The organism is Microbulbifer regidiadema (SeqCode), assembly GCF_052467605.1.
In genome coordinates, this window is sequence record NZ_CP174316.1 from 2,942,628 (window position 1) to 2,960,687 (window position 18,060).

Sequence of the window (18,060 nt, forward strand, 5' to 3'; positions counted from 1 at the left end):
GGCATCTGCGGCAAAAAAACAGAAAAATTTCTGTGCCTCTGCATCCATTCGGCGATCCCGGCGCGTCCCATTGCAAAGACACACAATAGGAAACCGGCATATGTGGAAGCCAATTGCACTTTCAACCCTGATAGGCCTAGGCATCAGCACCCAGGCCATGGCCCACGATTCCCTTCATGTCGATACCAGCGACTGCAACGTATCCACAGATTACGCCATTGAGGTAGGCCCGGATTTCTTTAACGTGGGCCGGGAAAACGAGCAGTTAGTGACATTTCAGTACCCCAATCAATTATTGATCGATGGCGAGCCGCTGCCCCTCAATTCCCAGCAGAAGCAGCTGCTGCAAGAGTATCGCCAGCAATTACATATCGCCGGTCGCGACACACTGGTGCTCACTCTCGAAGCGGTCGATATTGCGATGGATGGCCTGTCCATCGCCATCAGCGCCCTCGCCGGACCAGATCACCCGGATATCCTCGAGCTGCAACAATTTTCCGCCGAGCTAATCCAGCGCACTGAAGACCGCCTCAATCAAGAGGGGGAGATCTATCAGCTGGGGGACGAAGAGATGGGTAACTATATAGAGAAAACCATCACTGAAGAGTTTGAACCCCGTATCGAGCGCCTCGCTATGGAATCTGCGGGAACGATTGCCTGGCACGCCCTCAAAGCCGCCTTTACCGGGGGGGAAAGTATCGAGGAACAGGCCACCGAAGAGGCGGAGCGATTAATCGAGCAGCGCGCGGAGAATATTGAGCAGTCGGCATACCGCTTGTGTACACAACTGAGCACCATCGATCAGCTGGAAACCGATCTCCACCAGTTGGTACCGGAACTCAGCCGCTACGATTTAATTAAAACTGATCCGATTAACGCCCATTAGACCCTTTGATTTTCATCCCCCCATACTTGGCCGCAATGCGGCCTCTTTTTCTATTTCTCCGGCGCTTGGTTACAGCCCCTGCCAGCGGAAAAATTTTATTGTGCGGTGGTACCTAGATTAGGGCTATTTAGCCAATTGAGCCTCAGTCGCCCGGCGAATAGCCTCCAGAGTGAGGGCAATATCCCGCTCGGTAGTCGCCCAGGAAGAGACACTGAGGCGCAAGGCCGTTTTGCCCCGCCAAGTTGTCGCGCCAAACCAGCATACGCCCTCCTCCTGTATCGCCCTGACGATTTGCTGAATATCCTCCGCAGTGCCGATCGTCGCCACCACTTGGTTTAACACCACCTCATTGAGGATCTCATAGCCCATATCTGCCAAGCCCGCACACAGATGTTCGGCGTGGCGGCAACAGCGCTCGATCATCGCCGCAATGCCTTCGGCCCCCATCTCCTGAATCGCCGCCCACACTTCCACGCCCCTGGCCCGCCGGGAGAACTCTGGCACCATATCCTTAGGCGCAACGTCCACCCCCGCCTGTAAGTAGGGCGCCTGGGTTGTCATCACCGTGTGTACCGCCCCCTGCTGCCGACAAATTGCCAAGCCGCAGTCATAAGGCGTATTCAGCCACTTGTGGGCATCTACGGCCCAGGAGTCCGCCTGCTCTACACCCGCAGTCAGCACTGACTTCGCCGGGGAGGCCGCCGCCCACAAACCAAAGGCGCCATCCACATGCACCCAGGCTCCCCTCGCTTTAGCTCGGGGAATAATTTCTGCAAATGGATCAAAAGCTCCGGAATTTACGTTGCCCGCCTGCAAGCAGATGATGGTGGTTTCATCGACCTCGGGAAATGTATCAGCCCGCACCCGACCCTGTGCGTCACAGGGTGCCTCAACCAACTGACGGGTGCCAAACCCGAGGATAGAGAGCGCCTTGTGAACCGTGACATGGGACTGCTCAGAAACAATAATACGCAGCGGCGGCGCACCGGCGAGCCCAGTCTCCGCCAGGTTGATATTGAGCTTCTGGTAGAGGGCATTACGCGCGGCCGCCAAACACACCATATTGGCCATAGAGGAGCCAGTCGTAAAACCCACGCTGCCTGCCTGCGGCAGTGTGAGCAACTCCAAAATCCAATGTGCCGCTATACGCTCCAAGTAAATGGCCGAAGGTGCCGACGCCTCCAGAACCGCCACCTGATCCCAGGCCGCGTTCATTACCGCAGCTCCCATAGCGGCCGGGGTAGCCCCACCGACAACCAAACCAAAGAAACGCCCACCGGTACTGGCAACCGTTGCCGGAGAACCATAGCGGTGCAGGCTTTCGATCACCGCCTCCGCCGGCTGCCCGGCCCGAGACAAGTCACGATTAAAATGCCGCAGTCTGTCGAGATCCAGCGCAGACGGACTTACTCGCCGATCCCGGATAGCGACCACGTAATCCTTCGCGTATCGCGCTGCCAGAGATAGCGCTTTTTTAGCATCAGAAAATTTCCCGCTGTTATTACCATCCATATCCGCTTCCCTGCCCTTTTTATCAAGCTGATAGCGCATAGTAAGTGAATTTCTCCAGCAAATTTAAATAAATACAAAAGAAATCAAACAGATGCGAACAATAAGGACAAAATAGTTACACCCTTGGCAGTAAAGGGGGCTCTGGATAACGCCACAATACCTCTGCGGGCTTACGCACATAAATTCACAGCGCACCTCCCGTGCAGAGCATTTTTCCTTATGATGCAGCAATAAACCTGCTTGAAATCAATTTTTTTCAGCGCTATCTTCTCTTCCAACAGAGCCAACCGGGACCAGTAAAGTGTTTGCTTACTTTGGAATTATCTCGTTTGTATGGATGGTGGTCGGTGTCACTTTAGCGGGAATAAAATACACCGGTTATAGCCACTCAAAACAATTCTGTAGTGAACTGGGCGCAATAGGAAGTCCGACGCAAAAACTCTCCCCCCTCATTAACAACTATCCGCTGGGTCTATTCTTCTGCTTATTTGGCCTACATATACTGCAAATTGAACAGGCTTCTATTCTACTTACCCTCATTGGAAGTTTAATTATTATTCACGGAATTGGGACCTGGGTTGCGGGCTATTTTCCCATGGATGCAGACCCCTACACCCAAAATCCCAGCCGTGCATGCCAGATACACTCCTGGGCGGGCATGTTTATGCTGCTATCATTACTGCTTGCCCCACTGCTTAGTATTTTCACTAATGACTTCTCAATGGGCTTCAGACTATTTAGTGCCACCTGTTTATTCTTCGCTATCTATTTTACGGTTACCTTAAAAAAGGCCTACGAACAGAAAACCAACCCCGGTTTGCACCAGCGCCTCAGCTATGCCGCACAGCTAATATGGCTGGCCGGGCTCTCTGCCAACCTGGTATACAGCGGATAGCTCGCCTAGCACAGCCTGGCCGGATCAATTTGATAGCGCTTAGAGAATTGTGTGATTCCCTTTTCGGAAAAAGTAATCACCCTCGAATCCGGTCTTCTGAGCGCCCACTGCTTAGCCAGGGCATCTTCAAGTATCCATTGGCCCAAGCTGCCGGCCAGGTGGCTTTTTCTTTCACTCCAGTCCAGACACGACTTACACACAGGGCGCTTGCGCTGCTTCAAACTATCTAGCGCCGCTCCCTGCTTCTGAAAAAATAGCTCACCCTCTTTGGTTAGGGAGGTTTGCTGTGACTCCTCAGTAAGCATTTCAGCGCTCAGCAAAGCCTCGTATAGTAGAACACCGGTGACCCCGGCTAAGTGGTCATAACAGATGCGGGATTTTCTTAAATCGGGATCAGCGGGCCCCGTAGTTATTTTTTGCGGCCCCAGGGAGCTACTCAGGTTAAGTAACATCTCTAGCGCCTCGGCAACCCGGTAACTCGCCAGCTGAAAGTACTTGTGCCTACCCTGCTTGCGTACGACCAAGAGCCCACTCTCTACCAGCTTGCACAGGTGGCTGCTTGCCGTTTGCGCAGTCACATCTGCCTCGCAGGCCAGCTCTGTCGCTGTCAATGCCTGTCCACTCATAAGTGCCATCAGTATTTTTGCGCGCGCCCTATCCCCTATCAGATTGGAGATCACCGAAATATCAGGTTCCATAGTTACCACCACAACAGTTCGTTGGCCATCGAAGTATAGAAAATCAAATCCTCTAGAATGCCAGCAAATACTGAATAGAGGCAACTGAAATGAGCGTAACTTGTTTTATCGAATACAAAATCGACCCGTTTAAGATCGATGCTTTCCGCCAGTACGCTGAGAACTGGGGTGAAATTATTCCCGCCTGCGGCGGGCAACTATTGGGTTATTTCCTCCCCTCCGAAGGCACCAACTTCCAGGCCTTCGGTATTATCAGTTTTACCAGCTTGTCTCACTACGAGCAGTATCGACAGCGATTAAAACAGTCCCCCCAAGGCAGTAAAAATTTTGAATTTGCCAAAAGAGAACAATTTATTCTTGAAGAGAGGCGCAGCTTTTTAAATGTCGTACCAGAAACCTACCTAAAAGCATCAGGGGAAAATAAGGCATGATTGTCGTCATATTTGAAGTCATACCAAAAGCGTCAGGAAGGGATAAATATTTGGCCATAGCCGCAGAGCTAAAGGAGCAACTGCTTCACTTAGATGGCTTTATTTCGGTAGAGCGGTTTCAGAGCCTCAACCAGCCCGACAAGCTATTATCACTCTCTATTTGGCGGGATGAAGAATCTGTGAAGAACTGGAAAAATAACAAAGAACATTGGCAGGCGCAAAACCTGGGTAAAAATCAGCTGTTTGACAGCTATCAAATAAGAATAGGAGAAGTGCTTAGAGATTACTCCCAGCAATAGGAAGATACGCAACTTTCTCAATGGATAAAGCCTCTGCGCCCCGTTCTTACATAAAAGAACAAAATAGCAGAGGCTTCTATCCCTAGAAACGAGCAGACCAAAATAAGCGTATTACATTGGCAGAGAAGCTATAGGCCGGTTCATCCCCTGGGCTGATCAATGTGTCGGCACCATGCACAGTGACATCGAGAAAATCCTCATAATCAAACAGGATATGGTCCCAATAAAGGTTAATCGTATTCCGCTGCTTTAATACGGACCAACGTTTCGGCAACTCATAGGAAATACCAAAACCAAGGGCCAACGTTGTGTAATTACTCAACTCTTTATCCCGCGCGCGAAAGTTGGTGGCATTGAGATAGGGGAAAAGATCGCTATAAAAATCTGCGCTACTCTGCTGGTAATAGCGAATCTTCCCCTCCAAAACCCATTCATCGCGTTCCTTCCACGGATGGATATAACGGAACTCCACGTTATCTGCAACAACCCCCCAGCTATCTGCATAGCGGCGGTACTCCCCTTTGATTGCCGCGCGGTAGGGCAGACGGTATTTAGCCCTCAAGGCAACTGCATCGCTATTGCGCGTAGTGGGATAAACCTCCGCCTGATAACTAAAGCCACTACCAGATGCTTCATCGAGATATCTGACACTGCGATAGGGGTTGTTGAGAAAGCCTTCATCGGCCACCGTTTCCACACTTAATTCAGCGATCAGCTTCTGGGTGAGAATCTGATTCCAGCTGAGTGCATAGCGGCGATGCTGCGCTTCCTCCGCAAAATTTTCATCGCCGTTGCGGAACACATCATCGCTTCCGTAGCTGACGCGCAAGCCGATGGTACTCAAATCCCCAAAGAAACCCTGACTGATAGCGAAAGCTATGGTCTGCGCCTCATAATCATTCTCGGAACTGTTGGTGTAACCCATACTGATGGTAGTTTTATCCACCAAATAGTCTGCCCCCAGGGAGAACTCATCCCGCTGCTCGGTGTACTCACTGGCTGTCGCCTCCACATCAATAGAGGCACCGGAAATCATATCCACATAGTAATTGGCAGACAGGGAGACATTGTTGCCGAGATTCTTACGAATCAGTACGGAGGGTCCATCAATGGTCACACCTCCACCGCTATAGGCGTGATACATATTGTCGGCCCGCTCTTCGGGAAGAACAGCGGCAACAGCAATCACCGGCCCTAAAAATAACCAAGCACCCCAGCGCGATAGGAGTTTAGTTACAGCCACATCCACCTCCACTGCCGCCTTCGGCTCCACGCGCAGCTTCACGGGCTTCGTAAACGTGGTTCATATAGCGAGCAGCTACCGGGTCCTGCTCAAATCCCATAATGGGATCGGCGAGAAATTGCCGCTCATAGGGGGCAACCCAGGGATTAATGGTGCAACCTGTACTCATCAAGAGAGCGCAAACTAGCAACAGTGCACGCATAGCGCTACTCCCGAATCAATTCCTTAATTATTTTTTTATAGGCGGCTTCATCACCATCGCGATAACCTTTGTGAATATAGCGAACATTGCCATCCCGATCGATAAATACGCTGCTGGGCATAGCGGCAACGCCATACATTTTGCTCACCTCTCCCTTGCCATCAAACAGGATGGGAAAATCCACCGGAATTTTTGCCAGTAGCGCGTCGGCATCTTTACGCTGCGCATCCACATTGACTCCCCAAACCTGAAAACCCGCTGCGGCATAGCGCTCGTGTAATTGATCCAGCAATGGCATTTCCTGTCGGCAAGGGCCGCACCAGGAGGCCCAAAAATTCAGCATAATGACATCCCCGCGCTGCTCCGCGAGTCTTAGGTTTCCGCCCTGGTTGGAACTCAGGGTAAAATCTTTCGAGGGCTCAGCGGCGTAGGCCTGCGACACCGATAAAAGCACCGTCAATAAAGCGGCCAGGTATTTCATGAAAGAGTCCTTGTTATTTATTGATTATCTAAAAAAAGAGGGTAAATCCCAATTGGGCGGAAAGATTATTGGTAACTTGTGCTTCGCCAAATAATTCATGCTCAAAAACATGATCGCGCACATCCAGGCGAACGGCGAGCCAATCGTTGGCCAGCATTCTCACCCCAGCACCAAAGTTGTAGGTGAAGTGCTCTTCGTCAGCAAAGGAGGTGTTCCCCACACCGCCCACAACATAGAAGTTGGCATTAAAAGCCCAGTCATCAAAGACAAAGTACTCGCCCTGGAAAACATTCCAGCCCACAGAAGTATTGTAATAACTGAGATCGCGCTGCTCATCGGTCAATAGTGGCGCGGCACCGCTCAAGCGTTCAAAGCTGGATTCACCCAGCTCAGTCTGTGCATAGGTGGCCTCAATAAAGAAATCTTCACTGATATGGTAGGCCGCTGAGGTGCCATAGAGGGTATTCGAGCCGAAATCCTCGACGTTGATAATGCCGGCAAATAGGCCGATTTCTATATTCTCACTATCAATAAGGGCATCGCGTATCTCCCGTCGCTCCAAGTCAGGTGCGATAATATCTGCAAGTGCATCATCCCCCTGCTGGGCACTACAGACCTGTGTCCCGACTAGAGCGGAAAGGGCGGCAGAGCCTACAGATATACGTCGAAACCAAGTTTCCACTCGACTATCTCCTGATTATTTTCCTGCGTGGTAAGCAAGTAGTGATTGGTGTATTCCGCCCTGAGGGCAAAGCGCCGCGACAGGTAAGTGCGCAATCCAAGCCCCGCCAGCATGCTTGTATCCTGTCGATCTTCACTGGCGACAATCGTGGCATTTGGAGAGGTAATATTTACCCCGGCGCCCAAAACAAAATAAGGGGAGACTTTCCAGTGCGGGAAGGGCTGGTGCACCATCGCCAGCTGATACACTTGGCTGTCTGAATAGGAACCCACCGCCTGGGTCGCACGTAATTCTGTAGATAAATTGGCGGTAAATTGGTAGCTCAGGCTGAGCCCCAGAGAATTCGCCCCGGCAAAATCACCGTAGCTCAAACCCAGATAAAAATAACCGTCATCAACGTCGGAGAAATCGGGCAGCGGCACCCGGACAATTTCGCCATTCTCGCCGTAGATTTCCCGCAGATCATCGACTTTTACCCAGCCACTTTTACTGCGCGCAGTCAGCACTTTTACCCAGTCAGTGCGGCGCTTAAGCAACCAAATTTTCTCACCGTATTCCGCCACATAGAAAATGGGATAACTGCGGCCCGGGCCCCGGTAAATATTTATAAATGTATTGCCCACTGTAACCAGTTCGGCATCCTCAGGGCCTTCACCTTTATTCTGTGGTTCAGCCTCACGCAACGCTTCTGGTGGAGTTTCAGCTGATACAGCAGGTTCCAGCAACGCCTGTTCGGAAGAAGCCGCCCGGGCAACAACAAGAAGCCATATAAATAGCGAGAAACGACCGATAAAATAGCGGTGTAATTTCAACATGGTTTAATCTGCCGGTGCCGCAAAAGGATCGTTATAGTACTGAGCGCCAATATCAAACCACTCGGCAATCAAGCGCAATTCGGCATCCTCTAAATATCCCTGGTGCGAACCGCCTTCAGCAAAAAGGGAAAAAAACGAGCTCTCAAGTGCCGAGCCCGCCAAGGGAGAGGAAATATTGACGGTGACCATCAGCGGAATTGGATCACCACTGCTATCGAGCAGCAGCTCACCGTCTTCATCGACTTCGTAAACAGGGTTGCCATCATTGTCATACTCCTGCACAAGTCGCGCTGTTAATACGCCATTGAGCAATTCCAGTTCGGCACGATCAGCCACCAGATCCGAATAGGAGATAAACCAGGCATCGTTAACCGAAGAGGCCGAGGTGGTGAGATCTAATTGTCCAGCGGGAATCTGTATGGCTCCAGCGGCATCGAGCGGGGAGTGACAAGCGCTACAGGTATAATCATCGATCACCGCACCAGTACTATCCAGTACCTCGCGGGATAAGTCCCATAGCGGCTGAATATGCTGTTCATAGTGAATAACGATTCGGCAGCTGCTGTCCCACTCCGTTAAGCAGGTGATATCTACCGGTGCCTCGGTGCTCAAATCACTGTATGACAGCAGTAGCTCATCATCCTTGGCGCGCAGCGCTGTATCTGTCCACAAATCGGTAAAATGCAGATCCCCTTCGAGTTCAGCCTCACCGGTGTAGCGGGCCAATAGCTGGGCCATGGTCTCGCCCATTTCCGCCAGTAGCGCAGGCTCAGTATTGGCAAATGGTGCAGACGAAGTAGGCGCCCCATCCCAGGCGGAATCCAATTGCATATCCGTACGCCCATGGGGAATTTCGCTATCGCCACTATGACAGCCGTTGCAGCTGCGCACCTCTCCCGCCCGCAGCTGTAACCAATTGTTGTGCGCATCGAAAATACGCTTGCCATCCGCATCCACTACAGAGATTGCCAGGGGCATATCTGCTGGAATTTTTACCCTGACGGAACCGTCGGGTTGGATAGGGGTATATCCCAGTATTTCCCGCATGCCCCAATTCCCGTTGCGGCCAAATGCGGCCCCATCGAAGTCGAGAATATCATCGTCGGGAATGCCCACCGCCTTGGAAACTTTTAAAAATCGTGCGGGCCGCAGGTCTGCGGTAGTCTGGGCGGGATCTGCCAGGGCTTCGATTCCGACAATATCTTCACCATCAAAATCGTAAACGCTGCGAATATCCAGGATGCCAACCGCTTCCTCGACCAGATCTGCATCGACATCGACTCCGGCAACGGGATCTGGGATATAGGTGGGCTCGCTGCGGGGCTCCAGAGTCACCCCCTCAGAAATCATTTCCCCCTCCTCTACAACGACAATGGGAAGTTGCGTGCCGGCAATATAATCGTAAATCCACAGGCCGTAGAGTGGGTCCGCCAATTGGACCTCTTCCTCTTCAGCAACACTGTCAGGGCAGGTCTCCAGCAGCTCGGTTTCCCCGTTAATAATCCGGCACTCACTCCAGGTTACCAGCAGGCGACTGGTGCCATCGTAGAACGGCCAAGCGGAGGCAAAAGTGCCATGTGGAGAAATAGTATCGTTAGTGGTGACATCCCCGACACTGATAGAGGCCTGTCCGACCATTTCGCCGCTTTGCTCCGGCTCACTGTAGGCTTCGTGATAAACAATTCCGTCGATAGTAACGAGATCGCCCCCATAGGTGAGCCCCGAGGGAGCGCGCAGCGTCACCAACAGGCGGCCATCGGGCATTTCATGCGGGCGATTGAAAACCGCCTCGGTGTCTTGCGTACCGGTATTTTGACTGTGATAACCGTAGTAAACCGCCAGATCAGAGCCATCTGGATTGACGCTGTAAAGACTTAATTTATCGATACCTGCCGTATTGTCCCAGCGATTAAACAGGATGCGTCCATCACTCAGCACAACGGGATTCAAATCGTGACTCTGATTAAACGATATCTGGGTAATATCGCTTCCGTCCGCCTCCATCACATGAAGGACAAATGCGGGCTCCTCGCGGTTTTCGGTCAGAGCCGAGAATTGCGGTTTATCGTCATCCAGCAGTAGAGCTCTGGAGCGCCGCTGTCGTGTAGAGGAGAAAACAATGCGCCCGTCGGGTAAAAAGGCCGGGGCGATATCCTGGCCCTCTTCTGCAGTTAAATCTGACTCAATTACCCGACTGAGTTCTCCTGTCTCGGAGTTGTATACCCAGATATTCCAGGTGGGCTGCTCGTCATCATCGGCATCTTCAATTTCCGGTGCCCGCATCGCAAATATAAGCTGACTACCATCGGCCGAAGTGTTCAGATCTTTAACATCGTAATCGCCGTCAAAAATATCTGCGCTAATAACGGTTTCTGCGGCACTGGCGGTTGCGCGATCTTTTAAAATCAGCTCGGCACCGGCAAAAAACTCCCCGGGTTGATAAATATTGTCCTGAAGCAGGCTGCCATCATCGCCACTAGTTAACTGGCGCCGCACAAAGGCAACGGGATAATCTTCCACGACGGGATCTTCGGCCTGGTCTTCATCACCACTGGAGCTGCCACCGCCACTACACGCCGCCACCAGGAGCAAAAGCGGCACCGCACGCAAACATTTCATTTTTGTTATCCACCGGGGTTTGGTACGAGCAGCGCTCGCCTTTTTGTGCTCTTCGCCTGAGAACTTTTTTATACGGCTTTGACCGCTGAGGGTAATTCTCGCAAGTTGCGCACAAAAAGTTTGCCAACTGGGACGCAAATATTAAAAGTCACTCTGACATTATTGAAATCTGCTTTTAGACTGCTTCGCCACATCCCAGTGATCTCACCGACAAAAATAGTCCAATGAAAAATAATTCGTCTCGAGCGCGTGTATTCCGGCTCACCACGGTAACGGCACTGCTCGGAGTAGGTCTGTGGAGTAATTCTGCCCTATCCGCATCACAGGACCAGGCCCTGCAAATTCACAACCGCCTCACCGGCACCATGCCCAGTGAAAGTGTATTGTTGGATATGGCAGAGGATATTGAGAACGGCGATCCTACCGCTGCGGCATATACCGCAATGGAGGACGATGCCTTCTACAATGTCACATTAAAAAATCTGGCCACCCCCTGGACCAATGAGGAGCAGGATGTATTTGAGCCATTAAACGATTACAGCGCGACGGTGATCGGTATGGTTCGGGACGATATGGATTTTCGCCAGTTGTTGTCGGCCAATATTCTCTATATCGGCGATATTTCCGGGCTGCCCGCCTACAACACCGGCAACAACAACCACTACGAAACCCTGGAGGCCGGAGGTTATTCCCTACAGGACAACTTGGTGCAGGAAACCCAATCCTCTCTAAACGGTCTGCCCGCAGATGCCACCGCCGGCGTTCTCACCAGCCGCGCTGCGGCCAAGGCATTTTTTAGCGCTGGAACCAATCGCGCTATGTTTCGCTTCACCATGCTCAATCACCTGTGCAATGACATGGAGCAGGTGCAGGACACCTCGCGCTCGCCGGATCGAATCCGCCAGGATGTAAGCCGCAGCCCCGGAGGCGACAGCCGCGTATTTCAAAATAACTGTATCGGCTGCCACAGCGGCATGGACCCCATGGCCCAGGCATTTGCCTACTACGACTATGTATACGATGCGGACAATGATCCCGACGGTGAAGAGGGAGTTCTGGACTACAACACCGCAGGCGATATCGACCCCGAGACCGGCAGCCGCGTCAAGGCTAAAAACCTGATTAACAGCGGTAATTTCTCCCACGGATTTATCACTGACGATGATAGCTGGATTAACTACTGGCGCGAGGGAACCAATATGCACCTGGGCTGGAGCGACGACCTGTCGGGCAGTGGCAATGGAATTAAATCCCTGGGAGAGGAGCTGTCCAATAGCCGCGCTTTTGCCGAGTGCCAAGTGACTAAGGTTTTTCATCAGGTTTGCCTGCGCGAGCCGGAAGATGCCAGCGACCGCGCACGTATAGAAACGATAGCCGACGACTTCAGCAATACCGGCTACAAACTCAAGCAGGTATACGCAGACACTGCGGTGTACTGTGCGGGAGATTAAAAAATGAAACTCTATAAATATCTCCCAGTGGTAGAAAATTCACTGACAGCTCGCACACTGAGAATGGCCTCACTATTTTGCGCAGCGCTGGCTCTCAGTGCCTGTAGCGGCGGCAGTGGGGAAGGCACTGAAACTCAGCCAGACACCAGCGACAGCGATAGCACCGCGTCCTATTCCGGGCCAGATCCTGAGACTGATGACGTCAACCAATACAAGCTCTATATCTGGGATAACCTGGCAGCGACAAATCGCTGCGGCAGCTGTCATATTGAAAATAATCAGAGCCCGCACTTTGTGCGCGGTGACGATATCAATGCGGCCTACGATGCCGGCCGCGAGTTGATTAACCTATCGGTCCCCGATGAATCCCGCCTGGTAACCAAGGTCGGCGGTGGGCACAACTGCTGGCTTTCCAGCGATGATGCCTGCGCGGAAATTATTACCAACTATATCGAGGAGTGGGCGCGAGCCAGCGGCAGCCTGAGCAATACAATTAGCCTGGTCGCCCCGGTCGAGCGCGAAGTGGGGGCCAGTAAGAGCTTCCCCGAGTCCAGCGGCAGTTTTAGCTCCACCGTTTACCCCCTGCTGCGCAGCTACTGTGCCGACTGTCACAGCGAGGATGCGACGACGGCACAAACACCCTACTTCGCCAGTCCCGATGTCGATCTCGCCTACGAATATGCCGTCAGCAAGATAAACCTGGACTCCCCTGCCGATTCGCGCTTCTCCGTGCGCCTGGGCAGTGAATATCACAACTGCTGGGATGACTGCGCAGATAACGAAGCGGACATGACCGCTGCAATCCAGGCCTTCGCCGACACCATCAGTCTCACCGAGGTAGACCCCGACTGGGTTATCAGTAAAGCGCTGCGTCTTACCGACGGCATTGTGGCCAGCAGTGGCGGGCGTATCGAGAGCAATGCCATCGCTCTTTATGAATTTAAAACCGGCAGCGGCACCACGGCCTACGACACCTCCGGGGTGAACCCGGCGATTGATCTCGCCCTGTCCGGCGATGTGGAGTGGATCGATTCCTGGGGTCTGCAATTAAAAGGCGGCAAAGCGCAGGGGGCTACCGCAACCAGCAGCAAGCTCTACGATACCCTCAGCGCCACCGGCGAATACTCCATTGAGATCTGGGCCGCTCCCGGCAATGTCTCACAGGAGGGGCCCGCACGCATCGTCACCTACTCCGGCGGCGATGATATCCGCAACTTTACTCTCGGCCAGGAGCAATACAGCTATACCGTGCAAAACCGCAACGACAACACCGATGCGGACGGTATGCCATTCCTGGCAACGGATGATGCCGACCAGGTTGTGCAAGCCAGCCTCCAGCACGTAGTGGCCACCTACGACCCCATTAACGGACGCAAGCTCTACGTCAACGGTGCCAATACCGGCGAGCTGGACCCCAGCGAAGCCGGTTTGCTCTCCACCTGGGACGACACCTTCGCCCTCGCTGTAGGCAGTGAGGTCAGTAACGGCAACAGTTGGGAGGGCTCCATTCGCCTGCTGGCCATTCACTCCCGCGCGCTGTCGGAAGAAGATATCGCCACCAACTACGAGGTCGGTGTCGGGGAAAAATATCTGCTGTTATTCAAAGTTGAAGAGCACACCGGTATTGCCGAAAGCTATGTCATGTTTACCGTGCAGCAATTCGATAATTATGCCTATCTATTTAGCGAGCCCACCTTTGTCAGTCTCGATGAGAGTGTCGACCCAGCCGGGCTCGCCATTGAGGGGATGCGTATCGGCATTAATGGCCGCGAAGCGGAAGTGGGCCAGGCCTGGGCCAAGTTGGCTACCGCTGTCGACGATAGCTATGTAACCGGCGAGGGTCAGCAACTGTCCAGGCTCGGAACCATTATCACTCTGGACAAGGGCCCTCTCGACGACGAATTTTTCCTGACCTTCGAAAAAATCGGCAGCGAAACATATAACCGCGTGGAGGCCACGCCAGCGGAACCGGCTGAGGCCGCCGACCTGGAACCTCAATCCCGCATAGGTCTGCGCCGCTTTGAACAGATCCATGCAAGCCTGTCCCAGGCAACAGGAATTTCTATGGCCCACCCAGATATCTATGAAACCTGGGAAACGGTGAAACGCCAACTGCCGGTAGAAAGTGACATCGAAGGATTCCTCGCCGCACAGCAAATGGGCATCACCCAACTGGCGGTGAAGTATTGCAGCACTCTGGTGGACTCCAGTGATCGCAGCAGTTATTTCAGCGGGTTTGATTTCAGTGCCTCCGCAGATACCGCCTTCGACAGTGCCAGCAAGCGCGCTCAGATTATCGACCCGCTGATGGAGGGATTGCTGGGCCACGAGATGAACTGGCACGACGGCAGCGTCTCACAACTTGCCAGCGCACCAGACCTGGCGTTGGTAGAGGCAGAACTGGATTCACTGATCGACACCATGACTGCCTGCGCCAGCAGCTGTGATGCCGACCGCACAACAACCACAGTGAAAGCCGTGTGCGCCGCCGCAATGGGTAGCGCCATGATCCTGATTCACTAATTACAGCAAAACAACAGCGGCTTTAGCGGCAACTCGCCCAGAGCCGCATCAGAATAAATAACCGGCATACCGAACACTTTACCCGGGAATATTATGAGCAAGAAAAAACATTTTGATCTGGACCAGCCCCTGCGGCATCCGGACCACCGCCGCCCGGTAACACGTCGGGATTTTCTCGCCCAGGGTTTTCGCGCGGGTATGGCAACAGTACTGGGGGGCTCTGTATTCAGTTTGTTTGCCGACCCCCGCAGTGCCCATGCGGCCCTCTCCTCAGACCTGGAGGCACTGCGCCAAACTAATGGTGGGCCCTGTGATGTCAGTTCTTTCGGTGCCGGAAAAATTCCTTTTATTTGTTTCGATCTCGCCGGCGGCGCCAATATCGCAGGCTCCAATGTGCTGGTAGGCAAACAGGGCGGGCAAATGGATTTCCTCGGTACGGCCGGCTACAACAAACAGGGACTCCCCGGCGATATGATTCCATCGCTGGGCGATGAATTTATCAATACCGATCTGGGGCTCGCCTTCCACAGCGACAGCGGCATGCTGCGCGGTATCCTGGAAAAAATCAGCAGCGGCACCGCATCGGCGACAAATGGTGCGGTGATTCCCGCGCGCTCGGAAAACGACACCGGCAACAACCCCCACAACCCCATGTACGGTATCAACCAGGCCGGTGCCAATGGTTCGCTGCTGGCCTTAATCGGCTCCAGCTCCAGCGATTCCGGCGGCAACTCTATGGCTCCGTCCGCCATGATCAACCCCGAAGTGCGCCCAACCAAAGTAGACCGCCCCTCAGACGTTACCGGCCTTGTGGACGTGGGAGACCTGGTGGGCCTGCTCAGCCAGGAGGACACCGTTGCGGTCATGGAGTCTATGTACCGCATCTCCGAAGCAAAACTCAGCAACGTCAATACTCAAATCAGCACCGATGCCGTTATTAAAGATCTGGTGCGCTGCGGTTATATGAAAAGTGCCGACCTGGCTGATCGCTTCGGCAACCCGGCCAATTTAAACCCGGAATCCGACCCCGATATCGTCGGCCCCTCCGGTGTATTTACCAGCTCAGAGCTGAGTAGCGACAGCGAGTTCCAAAAAACTGCTTCCGTGATGAAGCTGGTCGTCAATGGTTACGCCGGCGCCGGCACTATCAGTATGGGCGGTTACGACTACCACACCGGTGACAGAGCTACTGGTGAACTGCGCGACCTACGCGCCGGACGCTGTATCGGCGCCTGCCTGGAGTATGCCGCACGCCGCAACCAGCCGCTGATGATCTACGTCTTTAGTGATGGTTCTGTTTTCTCCAACGGCATGTTGGACGACTCGGTAGAGGGGCGCGGCAAAGGCGTCTGGACCGGTGACGACCAGCAGACCGCCGCCTCATTTTTCCTGGTGTACAACCCGGCAGGGCGGCCGCAGTTACTCGGCAGTAGCGTAGACGAACAGGCAATTCACCAACAGCTCGGCTATATGCGCAGCTCCGGTGATGTAGAAACCACCTCCACTCCCGCAGCCAACAACGTTAACTTATTGGTGGAGACGGTAATACTCAACTATATGGCCCTGCACGGGGAGCAAGGTAATTTCTCCACGCTATTTCCAGACCACGGACTCGGCGATAGCACCTTGCAAGACAGCATGACCGCCTTTGCCCCCATTGTGTAACCTGGATAAGTAATGCTCCGCTTTATTAAAACACTATTACTCTGTGCGGCGACACTGTGCGCTATTCCCACGGTAGCCGAGTGGCACTACGCCGAACGCGCCATTATGGGCACCCAGGTGCGCCTGCAACTTTGGCACCACGATGGCAATGAAGCCGAGCATCTTATTGAGGAGGTTATGGCGGAATTCCAGCGCCTCGACAACCAGCTCTCGCCCTACAAGAAAAACAGTGAACTCTCACTGGTAAACCGCACGGCTGGCCGGGGTAACGTCAATATTTCCGCAGAACTCAGTAACCTTATTGATAAATCCCTGTGGTTTAGCCAGCTTACCGACGGCGCATTCGATATCAGCTACGCCACCCTGGGCAAGCACTATGATTTCCGCCAGCAAAAACAGGCCGATGCCCAGCTGACAGACTCCCTGTTAGCCGCCCTGAATTACCGCCACCTAAAACTGAATAAAAAGTCCAACACACTGCGTTTTAGCCACGAGGATACCAAAATAGATCTGGGCGGAATCGCCAAGGGCTACGCGGTCGATCGAGCGATTGCGATCCTTGAGCAGGCAGAAATTTGCTGTGCCAGTATCAGCGCCGGCGGCGATGCGCGTATGCTCGGCGATAAACGCGGCCAACCCTGGTTAGTGGGTATTCGCCACCCCCGCGAGAAAAGCAAAAATGCTGCGGTTATCCCCCTGCGCGATATCGCTATCTCTACCTCTGGAGACTACGAACGCTATTTTATTGATGAACATCAGGATAGGGTCCACCACATTTTTAATCCATCCACAGGAAAACCTGCCGCAACTTCTGCAGAGGATACCGATAAGTTGATCAGTGTCAGCATTATTGGCCCCCGGGGTTTTGACACCGATCCCCTTTCGACCAGTGTGTTTGTTCTGGGGAAAGAAAAGGGCCTGGCATTGATCAATCGGTTGCCGCAATTTGAAGCCGTTGTTATCGATAGTAACCGGAAACTATTTTTCAGTCGCGGTTTGGAGAATCTTTAACTATTCCATTTTAGCCATATAGAAAATTTGCCAACAAGATCACACCAGATCGTTGATCCCCTGACATAATTTGCGCCGACCAAAGAATAATGCCAATCCCCATCAAAAGGTCTGCCATGCGACGCCCTCTTCAGTGCTTTATTTTCTTTATCGGCTTTTTTGCCTCGGTGCTTGTGCAGGCCCAGCAAAGCGATTTCTCCGCAGAGAAATTGGAAGAATTAAAGCGCGATGTACTCAAATTAAACCGGGATTTATTAATTCTTGAAGAGGATTTGCTCTATCCCGCACAAAGTCAGATCGCTTTTTATGTCTCTATGGATGTGGGCCACTACTTTACTCTGGATGCGGTAAAGCTCCACATTGATAACCAGCTAAGTGCGAGCCACCTCTATACCGAACACCAGCGGCAAGCGCTGATTCGCGGCGGTATCCAGCCACTGTACAAGGGCAATCTTAAATCCGGTGAATACACCATTTCTGCTTTTGTCACAGGTCTCGGCCCCGAAGGACGCGAATACAAGCGGGCGGCCAAGTTGGAATTTAATAAAACGGACGAGCCCGCCGTCATCGAACTGGTCATCTCAGACAACCCCGGCAAGCAACAGCCGGAGTTTGAGTTAGTACTGTGGCCAACGCCCTAATTAGCC

17 protein-coding genes are annotated in these 18,060 nt (G+C 52.9%); 9 read left to right on the forward strand and 8 right to left on the reverse strand.

What is annotated here, in order from left to right:
- Window positions 1-100 precede the first annotated feature (100 nt).
- Window positions 101-886, forward strand: a complete 786-nt coding sequence (locus ACJJIF_RS13500; RefSeq protein WP_444928866.1) for a DUF2884 family protein — start codon at window positions 101-103, stop codon at window positions 884-886.
- 123 nt (window positions 887-1,009) lie between these two features.
- Here the strand turns inward: ACJJIF_RS13500 and ACJJIF_RS13505 are convergent, their stop codons facing one another.
- Window positions 1,010-2,437: a pyridoxal phosphate-dependent decarboxylase family protein gene (locus ACJJIF_RS13505; RefSeq protein ID WP_444928867.1), complete on the reverse strand. Its 1,428-nt coding sequence runs from the start codon at window positions 2,435-2,437 to the stop codon at window positions 1,010-1,012.
- A 262-nt stretch (window positions 2,438-2,699) separates the two neighbouring features.
- Here ACJJIF_RS13505 and ACJJIF_RS13510 point away from each other — a divergent pair, with 262 nt between their 5' ends.
- Complete coding sequence (locus tag ACJJIF_RS13510; protein WP_444928868.1) at window positions 2,700-3,293, forward strand: DUF998 domain-containing protein; 594 nt, start codon at window positions 2,700-2,702, stop codon at window positions 3,291-3,293.
- Window positions 3,294-3,298: 5 nt separating this feature from the next.
- On the opposite strand, the gene ACJJIF_RS13515 is transcribed toward ACJJIF_RS13510, so the two are convergent.
- Window positions 3,299-3,991 (reverse strand): ArsR/SmtB family transcription factor, encoded by a 693-nt coding sequence (locus tag ACJJIF_RS13515; protein WP_444928869.1) that lies wholly within the window; start codon window positions 3,989-3,991, stop codon window positions 3,299-3,301.
- Between the two features lie 89 nt (window positions 3,992-4,080).
- On the opposite strand from ACJJIF_RS13515, the gene ACJJIF_RS13520 reads away from it, so the two are divergent.
- Together ACJJIF_RS13520 and ACJJIF_RS13525 are read left to right on the forward strand one after the other, a co-directional pair.
- Window positions 4,081-4,422 carry an NIPSNAP family protein gene (locus tag ACJJIF_RS13520; protein WP_444928870.1) on the forward strand — a complete coding sequence of 114 codons (342 nt, stop codon included), beginning with the start codon at window positions 4,081-4,083 and terminating at the stop codon, window positions 4,420-4,422.
- Complete coding sequence (locus ACJJIF_RS13525; protein ID WP_444928871.1) at window positions 4,419-4,721, forward strand: antibiotic biosynthesis monooxygenase family protein; 303 nt, start codon at window positions 4,419-4,421, stop codon at window positions 4,719-4,721. The genes ACJJIF_RS13520 and ACJJIF_RS13525 overlap by 4 nt, the downstream gene beginning before the upstream one ends.
- Before the next feature lie 82 nt (window positions 4,722-4,803).
- Here ACJJIF_RS13525 and ACJJIF_RS13530 read toward each other — a convergent pair whose 3' ends face one another.
- The 6 genes from ACJJIF_RS13530 to ACJJIF_RS13555 are packed head-to-tail and all read right to left on the reverse strand — an operon-like array spanning window position 4,804 to window position 10,763.
- Window positions 4,804-5,964, reverse strand: coding sequence for a DUF3570 domain-containing protein (locus tag ACJJIF_RS13530; RefSeq protein WP_444928872.1), 1,161 nt, complete (start codon window positions 5,962-5,964; stop codon window positions 4,804-4,806).
- Window positions 5,951-6,166, reverse strand: coding sequence for a DUF4266 domain-containing protein (locus ACJJIF_RS13535; protein WP_444928873.1), 216 nt, complete (start codon window positions 6,164-6,166; stop codon window positions 5,951-5,953). The genes ACJJIF_RS13530 and ACJJIF_RS13535 overlap by 14 nt, the downstream gene beginning before the upstream one ends.
- A 4-nt stretch (window positions 6,167-6,170) precedes the next feature.
- Window positions 6,171-6,647 (reverse strand): TlpA disulfide reductase family protein, encoded by a 477-nt coding sequence (locus ACJJIF_RS13540; protein WP_444928874.1) that lies wholly within the window; start codon window positions 6,645-6,647, stop codon window positions 6,171-6,173.
- A 28-nt stretch (window positions 6,648-6,675) separates the two neighbouring features.
- Window positions 6,676-7,329: an outer membrane beta-barrel domain-containing protein gene (locus ACJJIF_RS13545; protein ID WP_444928875.1), complete on the reverse strand. Its 654-nt coding sequence runs from the start codon at window positions 7,327-7,329 to the stop codon at window positions 6,676-6,678.
- Window positions 7,299-8,144, reverse strand: coding sequence for an outer membrane beta-barrel protein (locus tag ACJJIF_RS13550; protein WP_444928876.1), 846 nt, complete (start codon window positions 8,142-8,144; stop codon window positions 7,299-7,301). The genes ACJJIF_RS13545 and ACJJIF_RS13550 overlap by 31 nt, the downstream gene beginning before the upstream one ends.
- Before the next feature lie 3 nt (window positions 8,145-8,147).
- Window positions 8,148-10,763: an HzsA-related protein gene (locus ACJJIF_RS13555; protein WP_444928877.1), complete on the reverse strand. Its 2,616-nt coding sequence runs from the start codon at window positions 10,761-10,763 to the stop codon at window positions 8,148-8,150.
- Window positions 10,764-10,987: 224 nt separating this feature from the next.
- Here ACJJIF_RS13555 and ACJJIF_RS13560 point away from each other — a divergent pair, with 224 nt between their 5' ends.
- The 5 genes from ACJJIF_RS13560 to ACJJIF_RS13580 all read left to right on the forward strand — a co-directional run bounded on the left by ACJJIF_RS13560 (window position 10,988) and on the right by ACJJIF_RS13580 (window position 18,054).
- On the forward strand, window positions 10,988-12,214 hold the full coding sequence (locus ACJJIF_RS13560) for a hypothetical protein (protein WP_444928878.1): 1,227 nt from the start codon (window positions 10,988-10,990) through the stop codon (window positions 12,212-12,214).
- Between the two features lie 3 nt (window positions 12,215-12,217).
- Entirely contained in the window at window positions 12,218-14,737 is a 2,520-nt protein-coding gene (locus tag ACJJIF_RS13565; RefSeq protein ID WP_444928879.1) for a LamG domain-containing protein, read from the forward strand.
- A gap of 93 nt (window positions 14,738-14,830) precedes the next feature.
- A complete protein-coding gene (locus ACJJIF_RS13570) occupies window positions 14,831-16,402 on the forward strand; it encodes a hypothetical protein (RefSeq protein ID WP_444928880.1) in 1,572 nt (523 codons plus the stop codon).
- 12 nt (window positions 16,403-16,414) lie between these two features.
- Entirely contained in the window at window positions 16,415-17,413 is a 999-nt protein-coding gene (locus ACJJIF_RS13575; protein ID WP_444928881.1) for an FAD:protein FMN transferase, read from the forward strand.
- Between the two features lie 116 nt (window positions 17,414-17,529).
- Window positions 17,530-18,054, forward strand: coding sequence for an AraC family transcriptional regulator (locus ACJJIF_RS13580; protein WP_444928882.1), 525 nt, complete (start codon window positions 17,530-17,532; stop codon window positions 18,052-18,054).
- The last annotated feature ends 6 nt before the right edge of the window (window positions 18,055-18,060 follow it).